Origin of the sequence: Acinetobacter sp. 226 (genome assembly GCF_048147925.1) — a bacterium.
Lineage (GTDB): Bacteria > Pseudomonadota > Gammaproteobacteria > Pseudomonadales > Moraxellaceae > Acinetobacter > Acinetobacter pecorum.
Genome location: NZ_JAYWYX010000009.1, coordinates 111,057 through 126,394 on the forward strand (window position 1 = coordinate 111,057; position 15,338 = coordinate 126,394).

The following is a 15,338-nucleotide window of genomic DNA, read 5'->3' on the forward strand; positions in this document are numbered from 1 at the left end:
GCAAAATAACGAAAAGCTTCGCATGATTAGCACAATTTCACAGGGTCTTATTATCATTTATGAAATCTGAACGAGGTATGGGGTTAATTGCCTTAATCTTCTCCATTCTAGTCATTTCTGCATTTGTAGCATTTAGCATCTATTTGATTAGATTAGATAATATCGTGCGTGAAAAATTTGAAGGTCAACGCTGGGACATTCCAGCCAAGGTTTTCGCACGCCCGATGGAAGTGTATGTCAATGCCCCCGTCAGTCAGCAGGATTTCCAGCAAGAACTCAAATTATTAGGTTATAAAAATTCAGATAGTTATACCAAATCTGGCAGCTTTGTCAGCACTGGCAATACCCTGTATGTACATACCCGTGGCTTTGATTTTGGTGATCGGGTTGAACCTGAACAGGTATTAAAAGTCAGTTTTAGTGGCGATCAGATTGCTGAAGTAAGTGCGACCAAGCCTTCTTCTAGCGGCATTGCCCGTCTGGAACCTCTATTGATTGGCGGTATTTACCCGCAGCATAATGAAGACCGCGTGCTAATTAAACTTAACCGGGTTCCTAAGCCTTTAATTGACGCCTTAATTGCCACTGAAGACCGTAATTTTTACCATCATTATGGCGTATCTCCTCGCGGGATTGCGCGCGCAGTGGTCAGCAACATTACCGGCGGTAAACGTCAGGGCGGTTCAACTCTGACCCAGCAGCTAGTCAAAAATTTCTATTTAACCCCTGAACGTACTTTAAAGCGTAAGGTTAATGAAGCCCTTATGGCAATGCTGATTGAATTGCATTATGACAAAGATGAAATTCTGGAAGCCTATTTAAACGAAGTGAATCTGGGCCAAAATGGTAACTATTCCATTAATGGTTATGGTCTGGCCTCACAGTTCTATTTTGGCCTGCCGCTACGTGAACTGAATATTTCCCAACAGGCCTTTCTAGTAGGTCTGGTTCAGGGTCCAAGCCTGTATAACCCGTGGCGTAATCCGGAAATTGCCAAAAAACGTCGTGATGTGGTCCTACATAACATGCTGGTCATGGGGTATCTGACAGAGGATCAGTATGAAACAGAAAAAGCCCGCCCTCTTAATGTCATTTCAAAACCGACTTTAGGTCCAGCGCGTTTTCCGGATTTCCTGGATATCGTTCGCCGTCAGTTACGTACCGACTATCAGGAAACCGATTTAACCAATCAGGGTCTGCGAATATTTACCACTTTAGATCCTTTAGCCCAAACCCGAATTCAAGAAAGTTTTAAAGATACCGTGGCACGCTTAAGTAAATCCAATCCAGGACGCCTGAAAGATTTACAGGGTGCGGTATTGGTAGCACATCCGGAAAATGGAGAACTGGTAGCCGCTGTGGGTTCTACCCAAGATTTTACTGGCTTTAACCGTACAGTAGATGCCAAGCGTCAGGTCGGCTCGCTATTGAAACCGGTCATTTTTCTGACTGCACTGGAGTCTAATCGCTACAACTGGGCCAGTCCGATCGAAGACAGTGAAATCAGTATCAAGAGTGACGGAAAAACCTGGACACCCAAAAATTATAGCGGGCGCGGACATGGCATGGTGCCGATGATTCAGGCGCTCTCCCAATCCTATAACCTGTCGACCGTTCGTTTAGGTCAGGAATTTGGCCTGTCGACTTTTATTAATCATCTCAAACAATTTGGCGTGACTTCAAACATACCTTCCTATCCATCTATCTATCTGGGTGCAGTGGATATGTCGCCTATGGAAGTTATGAATATCTATGGGAATTTTGCTACAGGCGGCTTTAGATATCCAGTGAAAGCCATCCGTTCTGTGGTCGATGCCAATGGCCGATCTCTCGATCGTTATAGTCTGAGTGTACAGCCAACCATTGATCCGGCTGCCGCTTATGCCCTGAATTATGGCTTGCAGCAGGTTATGGCGAGTGGTACAGGTCGTGCAGCGTATAACAGCTTGCCACGGACTCTGAATCTTGCCGGAAAATCCGGTACGACCAATGATAGTCGAGACTCATGGTTTGCTGGATATTCGGGAAATTATATGACTGTGGTCTGGCTGGGGCTGGATAACAATAAAGTCACTGGATTAACCGGTTCTTCAGGTGCTTTGCCGGTTTGGACCAATGTCATGAAACAGTTACGTCAGAAACCGGTGAATCTGCCACAGCCGAATGAAATACAATGGCACTGGCTGGATCGTTATACGGGTTTATTGTCTGCGCAAGGTTGTGAAGGTGCCATGTACATCCCGATTTCGCGGCATGCCTTGCCAAGTCAGGCAACTCCCTGCGGAATCTCGCATTATGCGACTGAGCCTTATGATATTAACTCAGAACCTCCAGCATCTGATGCAGAACAGGATGACATGAATCGCTATATTCAAGAAAGTGAAACAGAAATAGAACGTGATCTTGAAAGCGAAACACGTATTATCGCCAGTGGAAGTTATAGCCAATAATTGAGTCCATGTATATGTTTAAAAAAATCCTCCCTGGTTTGCTCATCCTCAGTCTGGTGGGCTGCCAAACCATAGCAGAACCTGAAAAGCCAGCAAGCTCTGCCAAGCCTGCAACGGAAAAGCCTAAAACACCTACACCAGACGGTGTGGTGGTTACGCCTTATGAGCGTCCTGAGATCAAACGTCAGAAGATTGTAATTCCTGAGCAAAAGCAGAAAAGCCAAAAGTTTGATGATGGCCGTAATTTGCCGGCATTCAAGAGTCTGATGCAGCAAACCCAGCAGGCATACAGCAAGCAGCAGTACGATCAAGCTGAAGCGTCTGCAACTCAGGCACAGCGACTGGCTCCTCAGGCATCCGAAACGTATTTGTATTTGGGCATGATTGCCAACCGTAAAAATCAGCCAGCACGTGCGGATGCCTTTGCCTTACGGGGCCTGAGTTATGCCCAGTCCAGTGCCATGAAAAAGCAGCTCTGGCAAGTTCGTCTCAAATCTGCACAGCAGCAAAAAAATGCCAAAGCGATTCAGCAAGCCCAGCAGGCATTAAAAAAGCTTTAAAGCCATTTTTTATAGAAATTGACTTACCAAAAGAAAGCTTATGTTCAAATACAGCCTTTACACATAACGAATGCCGGCAATGCCATAGGCATGCTGGCGTTTTGCATCATGTAGGTCTTCCGTTCTTAATCCACCTAAAGCAAAAACCGGAATCTGTACCTGCTCTGCCATTTGCTTGAATCGCTCCCAGCCTAGTGCAGGGGTGTCCGGATGCGTCTCGGTCGCCAGTACCGGACTGAGGAGTGCAGCTTCACACCCGATCTGTTCTGCATGTATCAAAGCGCTCAGGTCGTGGCAAGCTGCCAAGTAACGATAACCAGATTTCAAGTCGCCTTGTTTCAATTCCATCAATTGGGTTTGTTTCAGATGGATCGTGCGAATCGTTTGCTGCTGCAATTCATTCAAGTGTGACCAAAGCTGCTGGTTAACAATTAACTTGGAGAGTTGATCTACCGGACATTGTGCTAATTGCATGATCCGTTCAGACGTTAGGTCTACGCGCCAATACAGCATTTGGTCTGTATCCAGATTTGATAAGATATTCAGATCTTCAGAAATCTTGATCCGCTGCGGCCATTGCAGCTTTTGAATCATAGAGTGATTGGCTTTCGGAAAATTCAGCTGTCCAAGCTCTTCCCGATGATACCAGCGCCAGGGCTGTTTAATTTCAGCCAGTTGCGCAGGCTGCACTGAAGCATGAAAAATATGCAAATTGACGATGAGATCTTCATATTCATGGGAGATAAAATCAGAGACATGCCAGCGTTCAATATCAATACCGACCTCTTCCATCACTTCGCGTCGGCAGGCTTCGACTGGTAATTCACCCTGTTCAACTTTTCCCCCTGGAAATTCATATTTATTGCCCTGATGCTGCTTGGCTTCACGCCAACCTACAAGAATCTGATTTTGATAAAATAAAAGCGCAATTGCGACATGAATCGTAGCTTTAGTCATGATGTTCAGAGCCGTTAAAGTTTTACAGATTGTAAGCAAATTAGAGTTTTTTATAAATTGCTCAATATTTCGTTGACAAACCTATTCGATAATGATTATCATTTAAATCAATCCAAAACATACCACGGAGTCGACGGAATGAACGCCCCATTTAGCCTATTTACCCGTAACAATGATACTCATCATGCCTTGCCAATGCTGCACTCCAACAATCTGTTTGCACTGGGTCGTGAAATCCGGATCATGCATGCCGGCGAAGAATATCGTTTGCGTCTGACCCGCAACAACCGTCTCATTCTGACCAAATAATTAAATCAGTTCTAATAATAACAAACGTGGGAAGTAGCAGTATGAATCAGCGCATACTGCTTTTTTAGTTTGCCCATCATGAAATTTTACTTTCAGGCTTAAAACTCAATGATACTTTAAGTCCGCCCAAGTCCGATGGCGCATAATCAATTTTGGCTGCATGCAGTGCCATAATTTTCTGGCAAATCGATAGGCCTAAACCTGAACCCTGAGTGCGTGTTCCTAACGCCCGATAAAAACGTTCACCCAAACGTTCCAGTACATCGGCAGCAATTCCCTCTCCTGAGTTTTCGATCAGTAACTGTGGATGCGGTGTTTTAACCATTCTAATCACAACCCGTCCCTGTGACGGCGTATAACGAATGGCATTGTCGACCAGATTGCGAATACAGCTAAACATCAGCTCTGGATTTGCCTCAACAACGATATCTTCAAGGTTGAGGTTCCAGTGAATGTCCTTTTCCTGTGCAAAAGGCTGTAAGGCCTGTAAAGCCTCCTGAACCAGATTTTTAAGATTGACCGCCTGCATGGGTAATTGCCCTGTTCGCTCCGGATCAAGTCGCGCCAGTAAAAGTAAGTTTTCCAGCACCTGCGTACCACGATTGACATCATTCTGGATCAACTGCAATGCCTGGGGGAGCTGAGCATCATCTTGATATTTTCGTTTTAAAACCTGTAGACGCATTTGAATGGCAGACAGTGGCGAACGCAGCTCATGTGAAGCATCTGCAGTAAAACGCTGTTCAGCAGCCAATGATTTCTTCAGCCGGCCGAGCATGGCATTTAGCTGGCGTACAATCGGTTGCAGCTCAGTGATTTCAGGATCAGGCATTTTGATCGGACTGAGATCCTGGGCAGTTTTAGAACCAATGGCACGCGAAATCTTGTTTAATGGCCGCAACTGGCGTTTGACCGAGACCCTTAGAATCAGCCATTGCATGAGCCATAAAATAAATAAAATTCCGGCAAAACCGGGTGTGGTTTGCCAAAGCTCATTGAAGCGTACTGCAAGCGGCTGTACGATTTTTACCTGTAAACCGTTCTCTTCTTCATTCAGGATACGGATAAAACGGCCATTTTCATAAGCAAACTGAAAACCATTTTTATGTGTCACGGGAATGGCATTAATTAGCTCATGATTAACAGAAGTGGTCAGTACCTGCTGATCAAGTAACAGAACATACTGGATATCAAACTCTTCGCTGAGCTCATCAACCTGGGTGTCTTTGGCTTGGGTGACATCACCGATTAACAGCTCAGAAATCTGTTCCATTAATTCATCATGCAACTGATTGGCCTGATAACTGGCAATCCCCAATAACAACAGCCAAGCCAATACTCCAGCCAATATGGAACTAAACAGTGCATGTTTAATCAGCTTGGTTTGCAGGGAAACAGGAGCCGACATGAGCTTAGGCCTCAGCTTTATGCATGCGATAGCCCAGACCGCGAATGGTTTTAATCATCTGACTGCCAATTTTTTTACGCAGCTGATAGATAAATACTTCAATGGCATTACTTTCAATTTCATCTCCCCAGGCATACAGCGATTCTTCCAGCTGCTCACGCGTGACAATATGTTCAGGCTGCTGCATCAACTTGTATAGAATCTGAAATTCCTTCGCAGTCAGATTGATCGCTTGTCCCGCTTTGGTCAGGGTTTTGGCCTGAGTGTCCAGACTGAGATCCTGCCAGTGCAGAATATGATTCGGTGTTTGCTGTTTCAGTCTAAGCTGGGCTCGCACCCGTGCGGAAAGCTCTTCCAGGCTAAAAGGCTTGACCAGATAATCATTGGCCCCCAAATCAAGGCCTTGAACCCGGTCATTGATACTGTCTTTGGCAGTAATAAAAATTACCGGGGTATCTCGCTGTTGGCTACGCAAATTTTTTAGAATATCGTCACCTGTTGCATTCGGCAGACCACGGTCCAGCAAAATACAATCGTACTGATGCTGCTCAATCGCCAGAATAGCATGATCACCACGCTCAACCCGATCAACTACATAACCATCCATTTCCAGCCAGGTCTGGATACTTTCTGCCTGAGACTGATCATCCTCTGCCAAAAGAATACGCATGCTGTGCTCCCTCTGCTTATTTATTCTATCTTGCCCTGAAAAAGCACCAGACTCAAAAAAGCCACATGCTTTTTGGTAACTTGCATGTGGCTTTTTGTTGCTGTGTTCAGATTAATTTTGGTAACTTAGTCGAGATTAAAAGCGAACCTGTTCAACATCAATTTCAACACGTTTTGCCGGTTTATAGTCAATATCAATTTCACCTGTAATCACTACCGGGGTTTTGGCTGAAATCGGTTTACCTTGCCAAAGTTCATCATCAATTTCAACAGTTATAGTACCTGTGCTGTCACGGAACTGGTATTTTTCATCCCCGACTGCTTTTACGATATAACCTTTGAGCTGGACTTTGCTGTCATCTTTCATCGCAAGTGCCTGTTTGACCGTAGTCGATTTGGCAAAAGCGGCCTGATTCACAACTGTTTCGCTACTTGCTACTGCAGCAGTTGCAATAGAACCCATCAATGCAGCTGCCAAAACTGTATTTATCATCATTTTCATCGCAATCACCTCTTTTAAAGTTCTGCCCTTGTTTCGATGATGCTATTAAAACAGCCAAAGATGAATTGAATCTTAAGATTGCCTCATTTTTAAAATTAATTTAAGGGTACCACTCTCAGGACTTCTTCAAGCGTAGTGACACCTTCCAGAATCTTGCGCGCGCCGGCAATTCTGAGCGGCTCTACCCCTTCTTTTTTGGCCTGCTGACGCAGCTCGTTCAGGTTAGCATTGGCACCAATCAACTGTTTGGTGGTCAGACTCAGCGGCATAAACTCATAAATCCCGATACGGCCTTTATAGCCGGTATGCCGGCATTCTTCACAGCCTACCGCCTTAAAGACAAATTCTGGCCGAGGTAAAGGATAATCCGTGGCTAGATGTTGCCACTCCTGCTCGTTCAGGAAACTTTCCTGTTTGCAGTGTGGACACAGCTGACGTACCAGACGCTGGGCCAAAACCCCGAGTATAGTCGCGGCCGTCAGAAAAGGTTGCACCCCCAGATCATGCAGACGGGTCAGACTCGACGGTGCATCATTGGTATGTAAAGTCGATAGAACCAGGTGACCGGTCAATGCCGCCTGAATCGCCATATTGGCAGTATCCTGATCACGGATCTCCCCGACCATGATAATGTCCGGATCTTGACGCATCAGCGCACGCACGCCATCAGCAAAACCGAGATCAATACCATTATTGACCTGCATCTGGTTAAAGCTGGGTTCCAGCATCTCGATCGGATCTTCAATGGTACAAACGTTAACCTGTTCCGTCGCCAGCTGCTTCAGGGTTGAATAAAGCGTAGTAGTTTTACCGGAACCGGTCGGGCCCGTTACCAGAATAATGCCATGACTGTGGCTGGTCAGATTGTTCCAGTCGTTGAGCAGATGACCTTCAAAACCGAGTTGCTGAAAGCTTCTGACCAGTACTTCCGGATCGAAAATACGCATTACCAGTTTTTCACCAAAGGCCGTCGGCAAGGTCGATAAACGTAGTTCAGTTTCCTGTCCTTTCGGCGTGCGGGTTTTTAGTCGGCCATCCTGCGGTTTACGTTTTTCTGCCACATTCATCCGGCCCAGAATCTTGATCCGGGAAATGACCGCGGTCAGGGTATTGGCCGGCATGTTGTAAATCGTATGCAGTACGCCATCAATCCGGAAACGGATCTTGCCCGTATCTTTACGCGGTTCCATGTGAATATCACTGGCGCCCTGCTCAAAGGCAAATTGCAGCACCCAGTCCACCAGTTTGACAATATGCTGGTCATTGGCGTCCGGATTCTGGGAATCGCCCAGTTGCAGCAAGGCTTCGACGCCCTTATTTTCCCGGTCATAGGCAGAGGATTTCTGCGATCCACTCACTGCACGGCTGACCTGATAATACTCAACCATATAACGCTGGAGCTGTTCCGGATTAAGCAGTACCCGTTCAATTTTCTTCGGTGCAATATTCTGCTGAAGATTCGACATCCATTCAGTTTTATAAGGCTGATCTGTAGCGATCAGAACTTTGTCTGCCTGAATTTCTACTGCCAGAATACGGTTACGTAATGCATATTCCTGTGACATGACATTGGTCAATGCCTGCACATCAGCTTTGAGTGGATCAATGATATAGAACATCAAGCCGGTTTTTTCTGCCAGCCATTGACATAAACGGTTCAGGGTGAGTGTCGTTTGAGGATGGGATTGATCGACCAGATGAAAATTGGCGATCCACTGCAAAGGATGCCATTTTAATTGTTCACGTTGCCGATGCGTCGTCTGTACCAGCATTCGGTCGCGTTCACTGATTTTACCGTCTTTAAAAAGTTGCTCTAAACACCAGGCTGTATCAATTTCAAAGTCAAATTTCATTATTATCAGTCCCCAAACTTGACTCCACTATAACAACTTTTTGCAGTTTTTCGCAGGCTCTATCCACACTGGCCGATCCACTATGTTTCTATTTCTTCATTCAATGCCAAAACCATCACATTGTTTCGGAACATAACCATTTCCTGCTTGTTTAAGCTGGAGTTTATCTTCTATATTTTAACCAGTCCGTCTTAAATCGCTGAGGCCGAATATGGATTTTAGCGCAGTGCCCCTTAATAGCATCAGCTCTTTCCAGGACCTTATAACCATCCTGGCTGCCGCACTTGGCTGTGGCCTGCTTATAGGCCTGGAACGAGAACGTCATAAACAGCGCGAAAGCCACCCCAGTTTTGCAGGATTACGCTCCTTTGCGCTCAGTGCTCTGCTGGGCGCACTCTGTTTTTTATTCGGCATGGTCATCGGGCTAGCTGGTGCGCTTATTATTGGAGGGATAGTCATTTTTTCCCTTCGTAATCAGCCTGAAGACCCGGGCATTACTACAGAACTCGCCTTCCTCATGACTTATTTTATAGGGGCAATGTGTCTTTGGAATATTCCGCTGGCTGCGGGACTGGCCGTCTTGTTAACCATTATTTTGATGGCCAAGCACTCCATGCATGATTTTGCGGGAAAATGGATTAAAGAGGCCGAATTCAGGGATGGACTGTTACTACTTGCACTTATACTGATCGGTTTGCCGCTTACCCCTGACCGTCCATTATGGGGAGAAGTTCTTAACCCCTATGTTATCTTGAAATTACTGACCCTGATTTTAGTCGTGCAAGCTTTAGCCCATATTGCGAAACGTTTTTTATCCACTAAAAATGCCCTGATGCTCTCTTCACTGGCCTCAGGCTTTGTTTCCAGTACTGCGACCATTGCCCAATTAGGCCTGCAGGTACGTAAAGGTGAAATGGATGCGCAGCCAAATGCCGGGGCTGCACTGATGTCATGTGTCTCTACCCTGGTCTTGCTGCTTATTGTCGTTGGAGGTGTGTCTTGGGCCTGGCTTAAACTCTTGCTCCTTCCTTCCGTTGTGGGCATGGTTATTCTGGTCGCCTGCGCATTTCTATTATTGCGCAAGGCCAAACCGGTCCAAGAGCTCGAATCTGCGGACAGCCCGATGTTCAGCCTAAAAGAAGCTGTCATTATTGCAGTGACTTTAACCCTGATTCAGGCCGGAATTTATGCGCTGGAATTGTGGCTTGGCAATGCCGGCTTATTGGCCGGCACCTTACTCGCTTCATTATTTGAGGTTCATGCCGCAATGGCAGGTGTGGTGATTCAAGGAGATCCTTCCAATACCCATCTTATTTATGCCCTATTATTAGGTCTGGGTGCCCATGCAGTGGCCAAATCAGTGAATGCTGTCCTGACTGGTGGATTTAAATTTGCCCTGTATTTTGCCCCAGTCCAGCTTATTCAAATGGCAGTATTGATTGGACTAGTGTGGTGGAGTCTATAAATCAGGAGGGAGCGTGATGAATAGCAGTAATTATCACTTGCTGAGTATGAACTTTGAAATGGGTATCTACCGTAGCAAACTTCATCCCATAAATCCGTTCCTTATCATCCTGATAGGCTGGCCTTGGATCTAGAGATAAAACCGCTTCCAGCTCCTGAATACCCTGTGGTGAGATTTTCCCGCATTTCAGTAAATGCAGTTTTTGCTGCTCCGCCTCTTCACTCCAGATGACGGCTTTACGCTCAGGCTCATCCTGCGCATAACCACTTTGCGCTTCAACAATCGCATCCGAATATTGAATATAAGGTTTGATATCTACAATGGGTGTGCCATCGAGTAAGTCACTCCCTGTGACATATACCCGGACATGCTTGCCCACCTTACTAACTTCTTTGAGTTTAACGACTGAAAGGCCAATTGGTGAGGGACGATACATACTGCGCGTAGCAAATACGCCTATTTTCTTGTTACCGCCCAAACGTGGCGGACGAACCTGTGGACGAAACTGGCTGCTCTCGTGTTGGTTTTTATTGTCATGAAATTGCCAGACTAACCAGAGATGGCTGAATTCTTCAATTCCCTCAAAGGCGAGCAGATCATTATAGGGTCCGGCCATTTCAATATAACTTTCGACCTGAACCAGATTGGGCTGGCGCGGGATACCAAATTTTTCTTTGTAGGGAGAACGCATATAGCCAATAATCGGTAGCGTCAGTTCAGTCATCATCACTTTTTTTGATAAGCTCAATTAAATATATTCAGTTTATCGAGAATGAATTTAGATTAGAATAGCAAACTGTTCTAATTTGATAACTTATTGAGACCTTTAATGGCTGCTTTTAACGTCGAAAAGATTACTCACGTCCACCACTGGAATGATACTTTATTCTCTTTTAAAACGACTCGTGATCCTGCTTTGCGTTTTAAAAACGGTCAGTTTGTAATGATCGGCCTTGAAGTCAATGGCAAGCCGTTAATGCGCGCATACTCAATTGCAAGCGCCAACTACGAAGAAGAGTTAGAGTTTTTCTCAATTAAAGTGCCTGATGGTCCACTGACTTCGATTTTACAGAAAGTTAAAGTCGGCGATGAGATTTTGATTTCCAAAAAACCGACAGGCACATTGGTACTGGATGACCTGAATCCAGGCAAAAACCTGTATCTTCTTTCTTCAGGTACAGGACTTGCGCCATTTTTGTCCACTATTCGCGATCCTGAAACTTACGAACGTTTTGAAAAAATTATCGTGGTTCACGGTACGCGTTTTATTTCAGAACTGGCTTATCAAGATTTAATCCTGAATGAAGTGCCAAATCATGAGTTCTTCTCGGAACTTGGCGCAAAAGAAAAACTGATCTATTACCCAACCGTAACTCGTGAAGAATATCCAAATCAAGGTCGGGTCACGACTGCGATTGAAACCGGTGAACTGTTTGAAAAAATCGGTCTGCCACGTTTCAATCCGGAAACTGACCGTGCCATGTTATGTGGTAGCCCAGCCTTCCTTGACGATGTTGCTGCACTTCTTGATCAACATGGCCTGAAAGAATCTCCACGTATGGGCGTTCTAGGCGACTACGTGATTGAACGTGCGTTCGTTGAAAAATAAGATTCAATGTCATTAAAAAACCGGGCATTAAAGTCCGGTTTTTTATTGTCTTAAATTTGAACCTGCTTCGAAGATGTTCGCTCTATGAATGCCTGCTTAACCACTTGGTATCCGGCCGTCAACCCCAAGCCTGCCATAATTATCGCCACAATAATATCTGGCAACATACTACCCGTCCCAAACACCCCGACAGCCGCCAAAATCACGGCAGCATTTCCGATCGCATCATTTCGGCTACAGAGCCAGACCGATTTCATATTGGCATCCCCATCTCGAAAAGCATATAAAATTACTGCTGTAATCACGTTAGCAATTAAGGCCAGCACACCAATAACTCCCATAGTCAGCGCTTCAGGCGGTATACCTTGTATAAAAGCGTAGATGACTTTTCCGATCACCACCAAGCCAAATACAGCCATGGTCAATCCTTTAATCAGGGCAACTGTTGCGCGCCAATACAGGCTTGCCCCTAATACAGCCAGTGAAATCCCATAATTTACTGCATCTCCAAAAAAATCTAGCGCATCTGCCCATAATGCGGATGAATGCGCATAAGCACCACCCACTAGTTCTACAATGAACAAGGTCAAATTAATGAATAATGCAATCCATAAGGCGGTTCTGAATTTGCTATTGGGCGTGGATGGTGCAGGTTCATGACTACAACTACAAGCCATATGATTCTCCGAGGATTTTCTATATAAAATACGCTATAGTCATTAGAAACTATGGAGTAACTCCAAGGTCAAGCCTGAGGTGTTTATGTCACATTATCTCATTTCAGAAATCGCGACTAAGACCGGTTTAAGTACCGACAGCATTCGCTTTTACGAGAAAAAAGGGTTGATACAGCCGAATTTTCGAGCAAGTAATCAGTATCGTTATTATGCTGAAGAAGCCTTGAAACGTTTAATTTTTATCAAACGTTGCCGTACCCTAGGCATGTCTTTAAAAGAAATCGAACATCTGATTAAACTGGAGCAGAACCCTGAACAGGACTGCTGTGAAGTCAATCAGATGATTGATCGGCATCTTCTGGAAATTTCAAATAAAATTAAAGAATTACAAATATTTGAGCAACAGCTGATGCTGCTTCGTGACAGCTGCAATACGCCCACCACAATCGATCATTGCCAGATTTTAAAAACTTTAGAATCGCTTGAAAATACATAAAACTTTCTGGAATTCTTAACTTTATGAGTGCTTCATTTTTAACTTGAAATTTAGTTGAATTACTCCAATTCCGAGTTATTTACTAGGTTGAATCCTGATTTTAGATGGTTAGAATAAAGCCGTACTTTTTTTATGTCTTTCAATTTGATCATGAGCATTTCTCACGTTACCGAACTTCTCTCACCTGCAGGCTCATTAAAAAATATGCGCTATGCCTTTGCTTATGGTGCAGACGCAGTCTATGCAGGCCAGCCGCGTTATAGCCTGCGGGTTCGTAATAATGAATTTGACCATGAAAATCTCGCGATTGGTATTAAAGAAGCCCATGAATTAGGCAAAAAATTCTACGTGGTCGTCAATATTCAGCCACATAACTCCAAGCTGAAAAATTTCATTCGTGACTTAGCTCCTGTGGTTGACATGCAGCCGGATGCACTGATCATGTCCGATCCCGGTCTGATTATGCTGGTCCGTGAACATTTCCCGCATATGGATATTCACCTGTCGGTACAGGCCAATGCCGTGAACTGGGCAACCGTCAAATTCTGGAAGAACATGGGATTGACCCGTGTCATTCTGTCACGTGAACTGTCGATTGAAGAAATTGCAGAAATCAAACAGCAAGTGCCGGATATGGAGATTGAAGTCTTTGTTCATGGCGCACTGTGCATGGCCTATTCTGGCCGTTGCATGCTGTCTGGCTATATGAACAAACGTGATGCCAATCAGGGTGCCTGCACCAATGCCTGCCGTTGGGAATATAAAGTGCTGGATGCCAAGGAAGATGAAACCGGTGATGTGATTCCAGTGAAAAATCTGGATTCAGGCTGCTGCTCCAAAGATGCCGACGAAGCACATATGCAGGCACAACACCAATTCAACGAGCCAGTGCTGTTACAGCGCAATGAAGAAGACATGTTTGCCGCAGAAGAAGATGAACACGGCACTTATTTCATGAATTCCAAAGATCTGCGCGCGGTTCAGCATGTCGAACGTCTTACCAAAATTGGTGTACATTCCTTAAAAATTGAAGGCCGGACCAAGTCCTATTTCTACTGTGCGCGTACTGCCCAGATTTATCGTAAAGCAATTGATGATGCCCTTGCTGGTAAGCCGTTTGATCCATCCTTGATGACCCAGCTTGAAGGTCTGGCGAATCGTGGTTATACCGAAGGTTTCCTGCGCCGTCATGTGCATAGCGAATATCAAAACTATGAGAATGGTTCATCCAGTTTCGATCATCAGCAGTTCTGTGGTGAAGTGTTAGAACGTAATGGAGACTACATCAAGATTGATGTGAAAAACCGTTTTGTCCTCGGTGATTCACTGGAACTGATGACGACTAGAGGCAATATCACCTTTACTTTAACGGAAATGAAAGACAAAAAAGGTAATCTGATTGAAGATGCCAAAGGCTCAGGTCATATCGTCGAGATTCCGGCTCCAGCAGATGTAGATATGCAATATGCCCTGCTGATCCGTAATCTGCCGCATTCAGCTGCAAATATTTCAGCATCTTCACTGGCTTATCAGGCAGGTTAAATATGGCACTGCTGATTACCGACAAATGCATCAATTGCGATATGTGTTTACCGGAATGCCCGAATGAAGCGATTTATGAGGGTGAAAAGTTCTATGAAATTGACGTAAAACGTTGTACGGAATGCGTCGGTTTTTATGAACATCAGACCTGTGTAGATGTCTGCCCGATTGAATGCATTATTCCTCATCCGGATCATTGTGAAACACAGGAACAATTACTGGAGAAGTTTAAGAGCTTGAAGCTGTTTGAAGCTTAAACAAAAAGTAAAACAATTGATTTATTCGTGATTCTAAAAACAACCTTGGGGAAAGCAGAAAAAATAAGGGTTGAAAACAAAAAAAGTGTGGAGAAAAGGAACGGCTACAAGCGATTGGGGACGCTTTTGGCTGATCTAACAAGAAGTAAAAAAAGGAACTCTGGTGTTAGCATCCTGAGTTCCTATAAAGCGAAAATAATAATAACTCTTTGAGATAAAGCACCTGGAATTTGGGGATTCCAGGTGCTCTTTTTTTTTACTGTCCTGAACGGATGATGTAATCAAATGCAGACAGCGAGGCTTTTGCACCTTCACCGGTCGCAATGATGATCTGCTTGTAAGGCACGGTGGTACAGTCACCTGCAGCAAATACACCTTTCACATTGGTTTCGTTGCGATCGTTAATCACAATCTCGCCACGACTAGTCAGCTCAACCGGGGTCTCTTTCAGGAAGTCGGTGTTAGGCAACAGGCCGATCTGCACGAAGATCCCCGCAAGTTCTACCATATGCTCTTCATCAGTCGCACGGTCTTTGTATTTCAGACCGGTCACCTGTGAACCGTCACCCAGCACTTCAGTCGAC

Annotated in this window: 16 protein-coding genes; 8 read left to right on the top strand and 8 right to left on the bottom strand. The window is 44.9% G+C overall.

Features of this window, described 5'->3' with window-relative positions; genetic code table 11:
- Nucleotides 1–59: 59 nt before the first annotated feature.
- A complete protein-coding gene (mrcB, locus tag VXP95_RS05985; RefSeq protein ID WP_416682118.1) occupies nt 60–2,450 on the top strand; it encodes a penicillin-binding protein 1B in 2,391 nt (796 codons plus the stop codon).
- Nucleotides 2,451–2,464: 14 nt separating this feature from the next.
- Nucleotides 2,465–3,010, top strand: coding sequence for a tetratricopeptide repeat protein (locus VXP95_RS05990; protein WP_416711669.1), 546 nt, complete (start codon nt 2,465–2,467; stop codon nt 3,008–3,010).
- 57 nt (nt 3,011–3,067) lie between these two features.
- On the opposite strand, the gene VXP95_RS05995 is transcribed toward VXP95_RS05990, so the two are convergent.
- Entirely contained in the window at nt 3,068–3,967 is a 900-nt protein-coding gene (locus VXP95_RS05995; protein WP_416711670.1) for an NUDIX domain-containing protein, read from the bottom strand.
- A gap of 138 nt (nt 3,968–4,105) precedes the next feature.
- Here VXP95_RS05995 and hemP point away from each other — a divergent pair, with 138 nt between their 5' ends.
- The gene (hemP, locus tag VXP95_RS06000; RefSeq protein ID WP_004645578.1) at nt 4,106–4,276 is read left to right on the top strand and encodes a hemin uptake protein HemP; all 171 of its coding nucleotides are present in this window, start codon (nt 4,106–4,108) and stop codon (nt 4,274–4,276) included.
- Nucleotides 4,277–4,352: 76 nt separating this feature from the next.
- Here hemP and VXP95_RS06005 read toward each other — a convergent pair whose 3' ends face one another.
- The 4 genes from VXP95_RS06005 to VXP95_RS06020 form a co-directional block, all read right to left on the bottom strand.
- Nucleotides 4,353–5,684: an ATP-binding protein gene (locus VXP95_RS06005; protein WP_416711671.1), complete on the bottom strand. Its 1,332-nt coding sequence runs from the start codon at nt 5,682–5,684 to the stop codon at nt 4,353–4,355.
- 4 nt (nt 5,685–5,688) lie between these two features.
- Entirely contained in the window at nt 5,689–6,354 is a 666-nt protein-coding gene (locus VXP95_RS06010; protein ID WP_416682125.1) for a response regulator transcription factor, read from the bottom strand.
- A 135-nt stretch (nt 6,355–6,489) separates the two neighbouring features.
- The gene (locus tag VXP95_RS06015; protein ID WP_064096609.1) at nt 6,490–6,855 is read right to left on the bottom strand and encodes a NirD/YgiW/YdeI family stress tolerance protein; all 366 of its coding nucleotides are present in this window, start codon (nt 6,853–6,855) and stop codon (nt 6,490–6,492) included.
- 95 nt (nt 6,856–6,950) lie between these two features.
- Nucleotides 6,951–8,708 (bottom strand): GspE/PulE family protein, encoded by a 1,758-nt coding sequence (locus VXP95_RS06020; RefSeq protein ID WP_064096608.1) that lies wholly within the window; start codon nt 8,706–8,708, stop codon nt 6,951–6,953.
- Between the two features lie 211 nt (nt 8,709–8,919).
- Between VXP95_RS06020 and VXP95_RS06025 the strand changes: the two genes are divergently transcribed.
- Complete coding sequence (locus VXP95_RS06025; RefSeq protein ID WP_416711672.1) at nt 8,920–10,173, top strand: MgtC/SapB family protein; 1,254 nt, start codon at nt 8,920–8,922, stop codon at nt 10,171–10,173.
- Between the two features lies 1 nt (nt 10,174).
- Here VXP95_RS06025 and tsaA read toward each other — a convergent pair whose 3' ends face one another.
- Nucleotides 10,175–10,897 (bottom strand): tRNA (N6-threonylcarbamoyladenosine(37)-N6)-methyltransferase TrmO, encoded by a 723-nt coding sequence (gene tsaA / locus VXP95_RS06030; protein WP_064096674.1) that lies wholly within the window; start codon nt 10,895–10,897, stop codon nt 10,175–10,177.
- A 105-nt stretch (nt 10,898–11,002) separates the two neighbouring features.
- On the opposite strand from tsaA, the gene VXP95_RS06035 reads away from it, so the two are divergent.
- Nucleotides 11,003–11,782, top strand: a complete 780-nt coding sequence (locus VXP95_RS06035) for a ferredoxin--NADP reductase (protein ID WP_064096606.1) — start codon at nt 11,003–11,005, stop codon at nt 11,780–11,782.
- 50 nt (nt 11,783–11,832) lie between these two features.
- Here the strand turns inward: VXP95_RS06035 and VXP95_RS06040 are convergent, their stop codons facing one another.
- The gene (locus VXP95_RS06040) at nt 11,833–12,459 is read right to left on the bottom strand and encodes a cation transporter (RefSeq protein ID WP_064096605.1); all 627 of its coding nucleotides are present in this window, start codon (nt 12,457–12,459) and stop codon (nt 11,833–11,835) included.
- Between the two features lie 85 nt (nt 12,460–12,544).
- Here VXP95_RS06040 and VXP95_RS06045 point away from each other — a divergent pair, with 85 nt between their 5' ends.
- From VXP95_RS06045 to VXP95_RS06055, 3 genes are all read left to right on the top strand, one after another.
- Nucleotides 12,545–12,955, top strand: a complete 411-nt coding sequence (locus VXP95_RS06045; RefSeq protein WP_064096604.1) for a Cd(II)/Pb(II)-responsive transcriptional regulator — start codon at nt 12,545–12,547, stop codon at nt 12,953–12,955.
- Nucleotides 12,956–13,087: 132 nt separating this feature from the next.
- A complete protein-coding gene (gene yegQ, locus VXP95_RS06050) occupies nt 13,088–14,497 on the top strand; it encodes a tRNA 5-hydroxyuridine modification protein YegQ (RefSeq protein WP_416706243.1) in 1,410 nt (469 codons plus the stop codon).
- 2 nt (nt 14,498–14,499) lie between these two features.
- On the top strand, nt 14,500–14,754 hold the full coding sequence (locus VXP95_RS06055) for a YfhL family 4Fe-4S dicluster ferredoxin (protein WP_416706244.1): 255 nt from the start codon (nt 14,500–14,502) through the stop codon (nt 14,752–14,754).
- 256 nt (nt 14,755–15,010) lie between these two features.
- Here VXP95_RS06055 and VXP95_RS06060 read toward each other — a convergent pair.
- On the bottom strand, nt 15,011–15,338 hold a 328-nt coding region (locus VXP95_RS06060; protein ID WP_416711673.1), incomplete at its 5' end, for an FAD-dependent oxidoreductase.

What these genes read in the sequence shown, in the direction of transcription:
- VXP95_RS06010 (WP_416682125.1), bottom strand. Translation starts at nt 6,354, where the DNA reads ATGCGTATTCTTTTGGCAGAGGATGATCAGTCTCAGGCAGAAAGTATC.
- mrcB (WP_416682118.1), top strand. Translation starts at nt 60, where the DNA reads ATGAAATCTGAACGAGGTATGGGGTTAATTGCCTTAATCTTCTCCATT.
- VXP95_RS06025 (WP_416711672.1), top strand. Translation starts at nt 8,920, where the DNA reads ATGGATTTTAGCGCAGTGCCCCTTAATAGCATCAGCTCTTTCCAGGAC.
- VXP95_RS06045 (WP_064096604.1), top strand. Translation starts at nt 12,545, where the DNA reads ATGTCACATTATCTCATTTCAGAAATCGCGACTAAGACCGGTTTAAGT.
- tsaA (WP_064096674.1), bottom strand. Translation starts at nt 10,897, where the DNA reads ATGACTGAACTGACGCTACCGATTATTGGCTATATGCGTTCTCCCTAC.
- VXP95_RS06055 (WP_416706244.1), top strand. Translation starts at nt 14,500, where the DNA reads ATGGCACTGCTGATTACCGACAAATGCATCAATTGCGATATGTGTTTA.
- VXP95_RS06005 (WP_416711671.1), bottom strand. Translation starts at nt 5,684, where the DNA reads ATGTCGGCTCCTGTTTCCCTGCAAACCAAGCTGATTAAACATGCACTG.
- VXP95_RS06035 (WP_064096606.1), top strand. Translation starts at nt 11,003, where the DNA reads ATGGCTGCTTTTAACGTCGAAAAGATTACTCACGTCCACCACTGGAAT.
- VXP95_RS06020 (WP_064096608.1), bottom strand. Translation starts at nt 8,708, where the DNA reads ATGAAATTTGACTTTGAAATTGATACAGCCTGGTGTTTAGAGCAACTT.
- yegQ (WP_416706243.1), top strand. Translation starts at nt 13,088, where the DNA reads ATGTCTTTCAATTTGATCATGAGCATTTCTCACGTTACCGAACTTCTC.
- VXP95_RS06040 (WP_064096605.1), bottom strand. Translation starts at nt 12,459, where the DNA reads ATGGCTTGTAGTTGTAGTCATGAACCTGCACCATCCACGCCCAATAGC.
- hemP (WP_004645578.1), top strand. Translation starts at nt 4,106, where the DNA reads ATGAACGCCCCATTTAGCCTATTTACCCGTAACAATGATACTCATCAT.
- VXP95_RS05995 (WP_416711670.1), bottom strand. Translation starts at nt 3,967, where the DNA reads ATGACTAAAGCTACGATTCATGTCGCAATTGCGCTTTTATTTTATCAA.
- VXP95_RS06015 (WP_064096609.1), bottom strand. Translation starts at nt 6,855, where the DNA reads ATGAAAATGATGATAAATACAGTTTTGGCAGCTGCATTGATGGGTTCT.
- VXP95_RS05990 (WP_416711669.1), top strand. Translation starts at nt 2,465, where the DNA reads ATGTTTAAAAAAATCCTCCCTGGTTTGCTCATCCTCAGTCTGGTGGGC.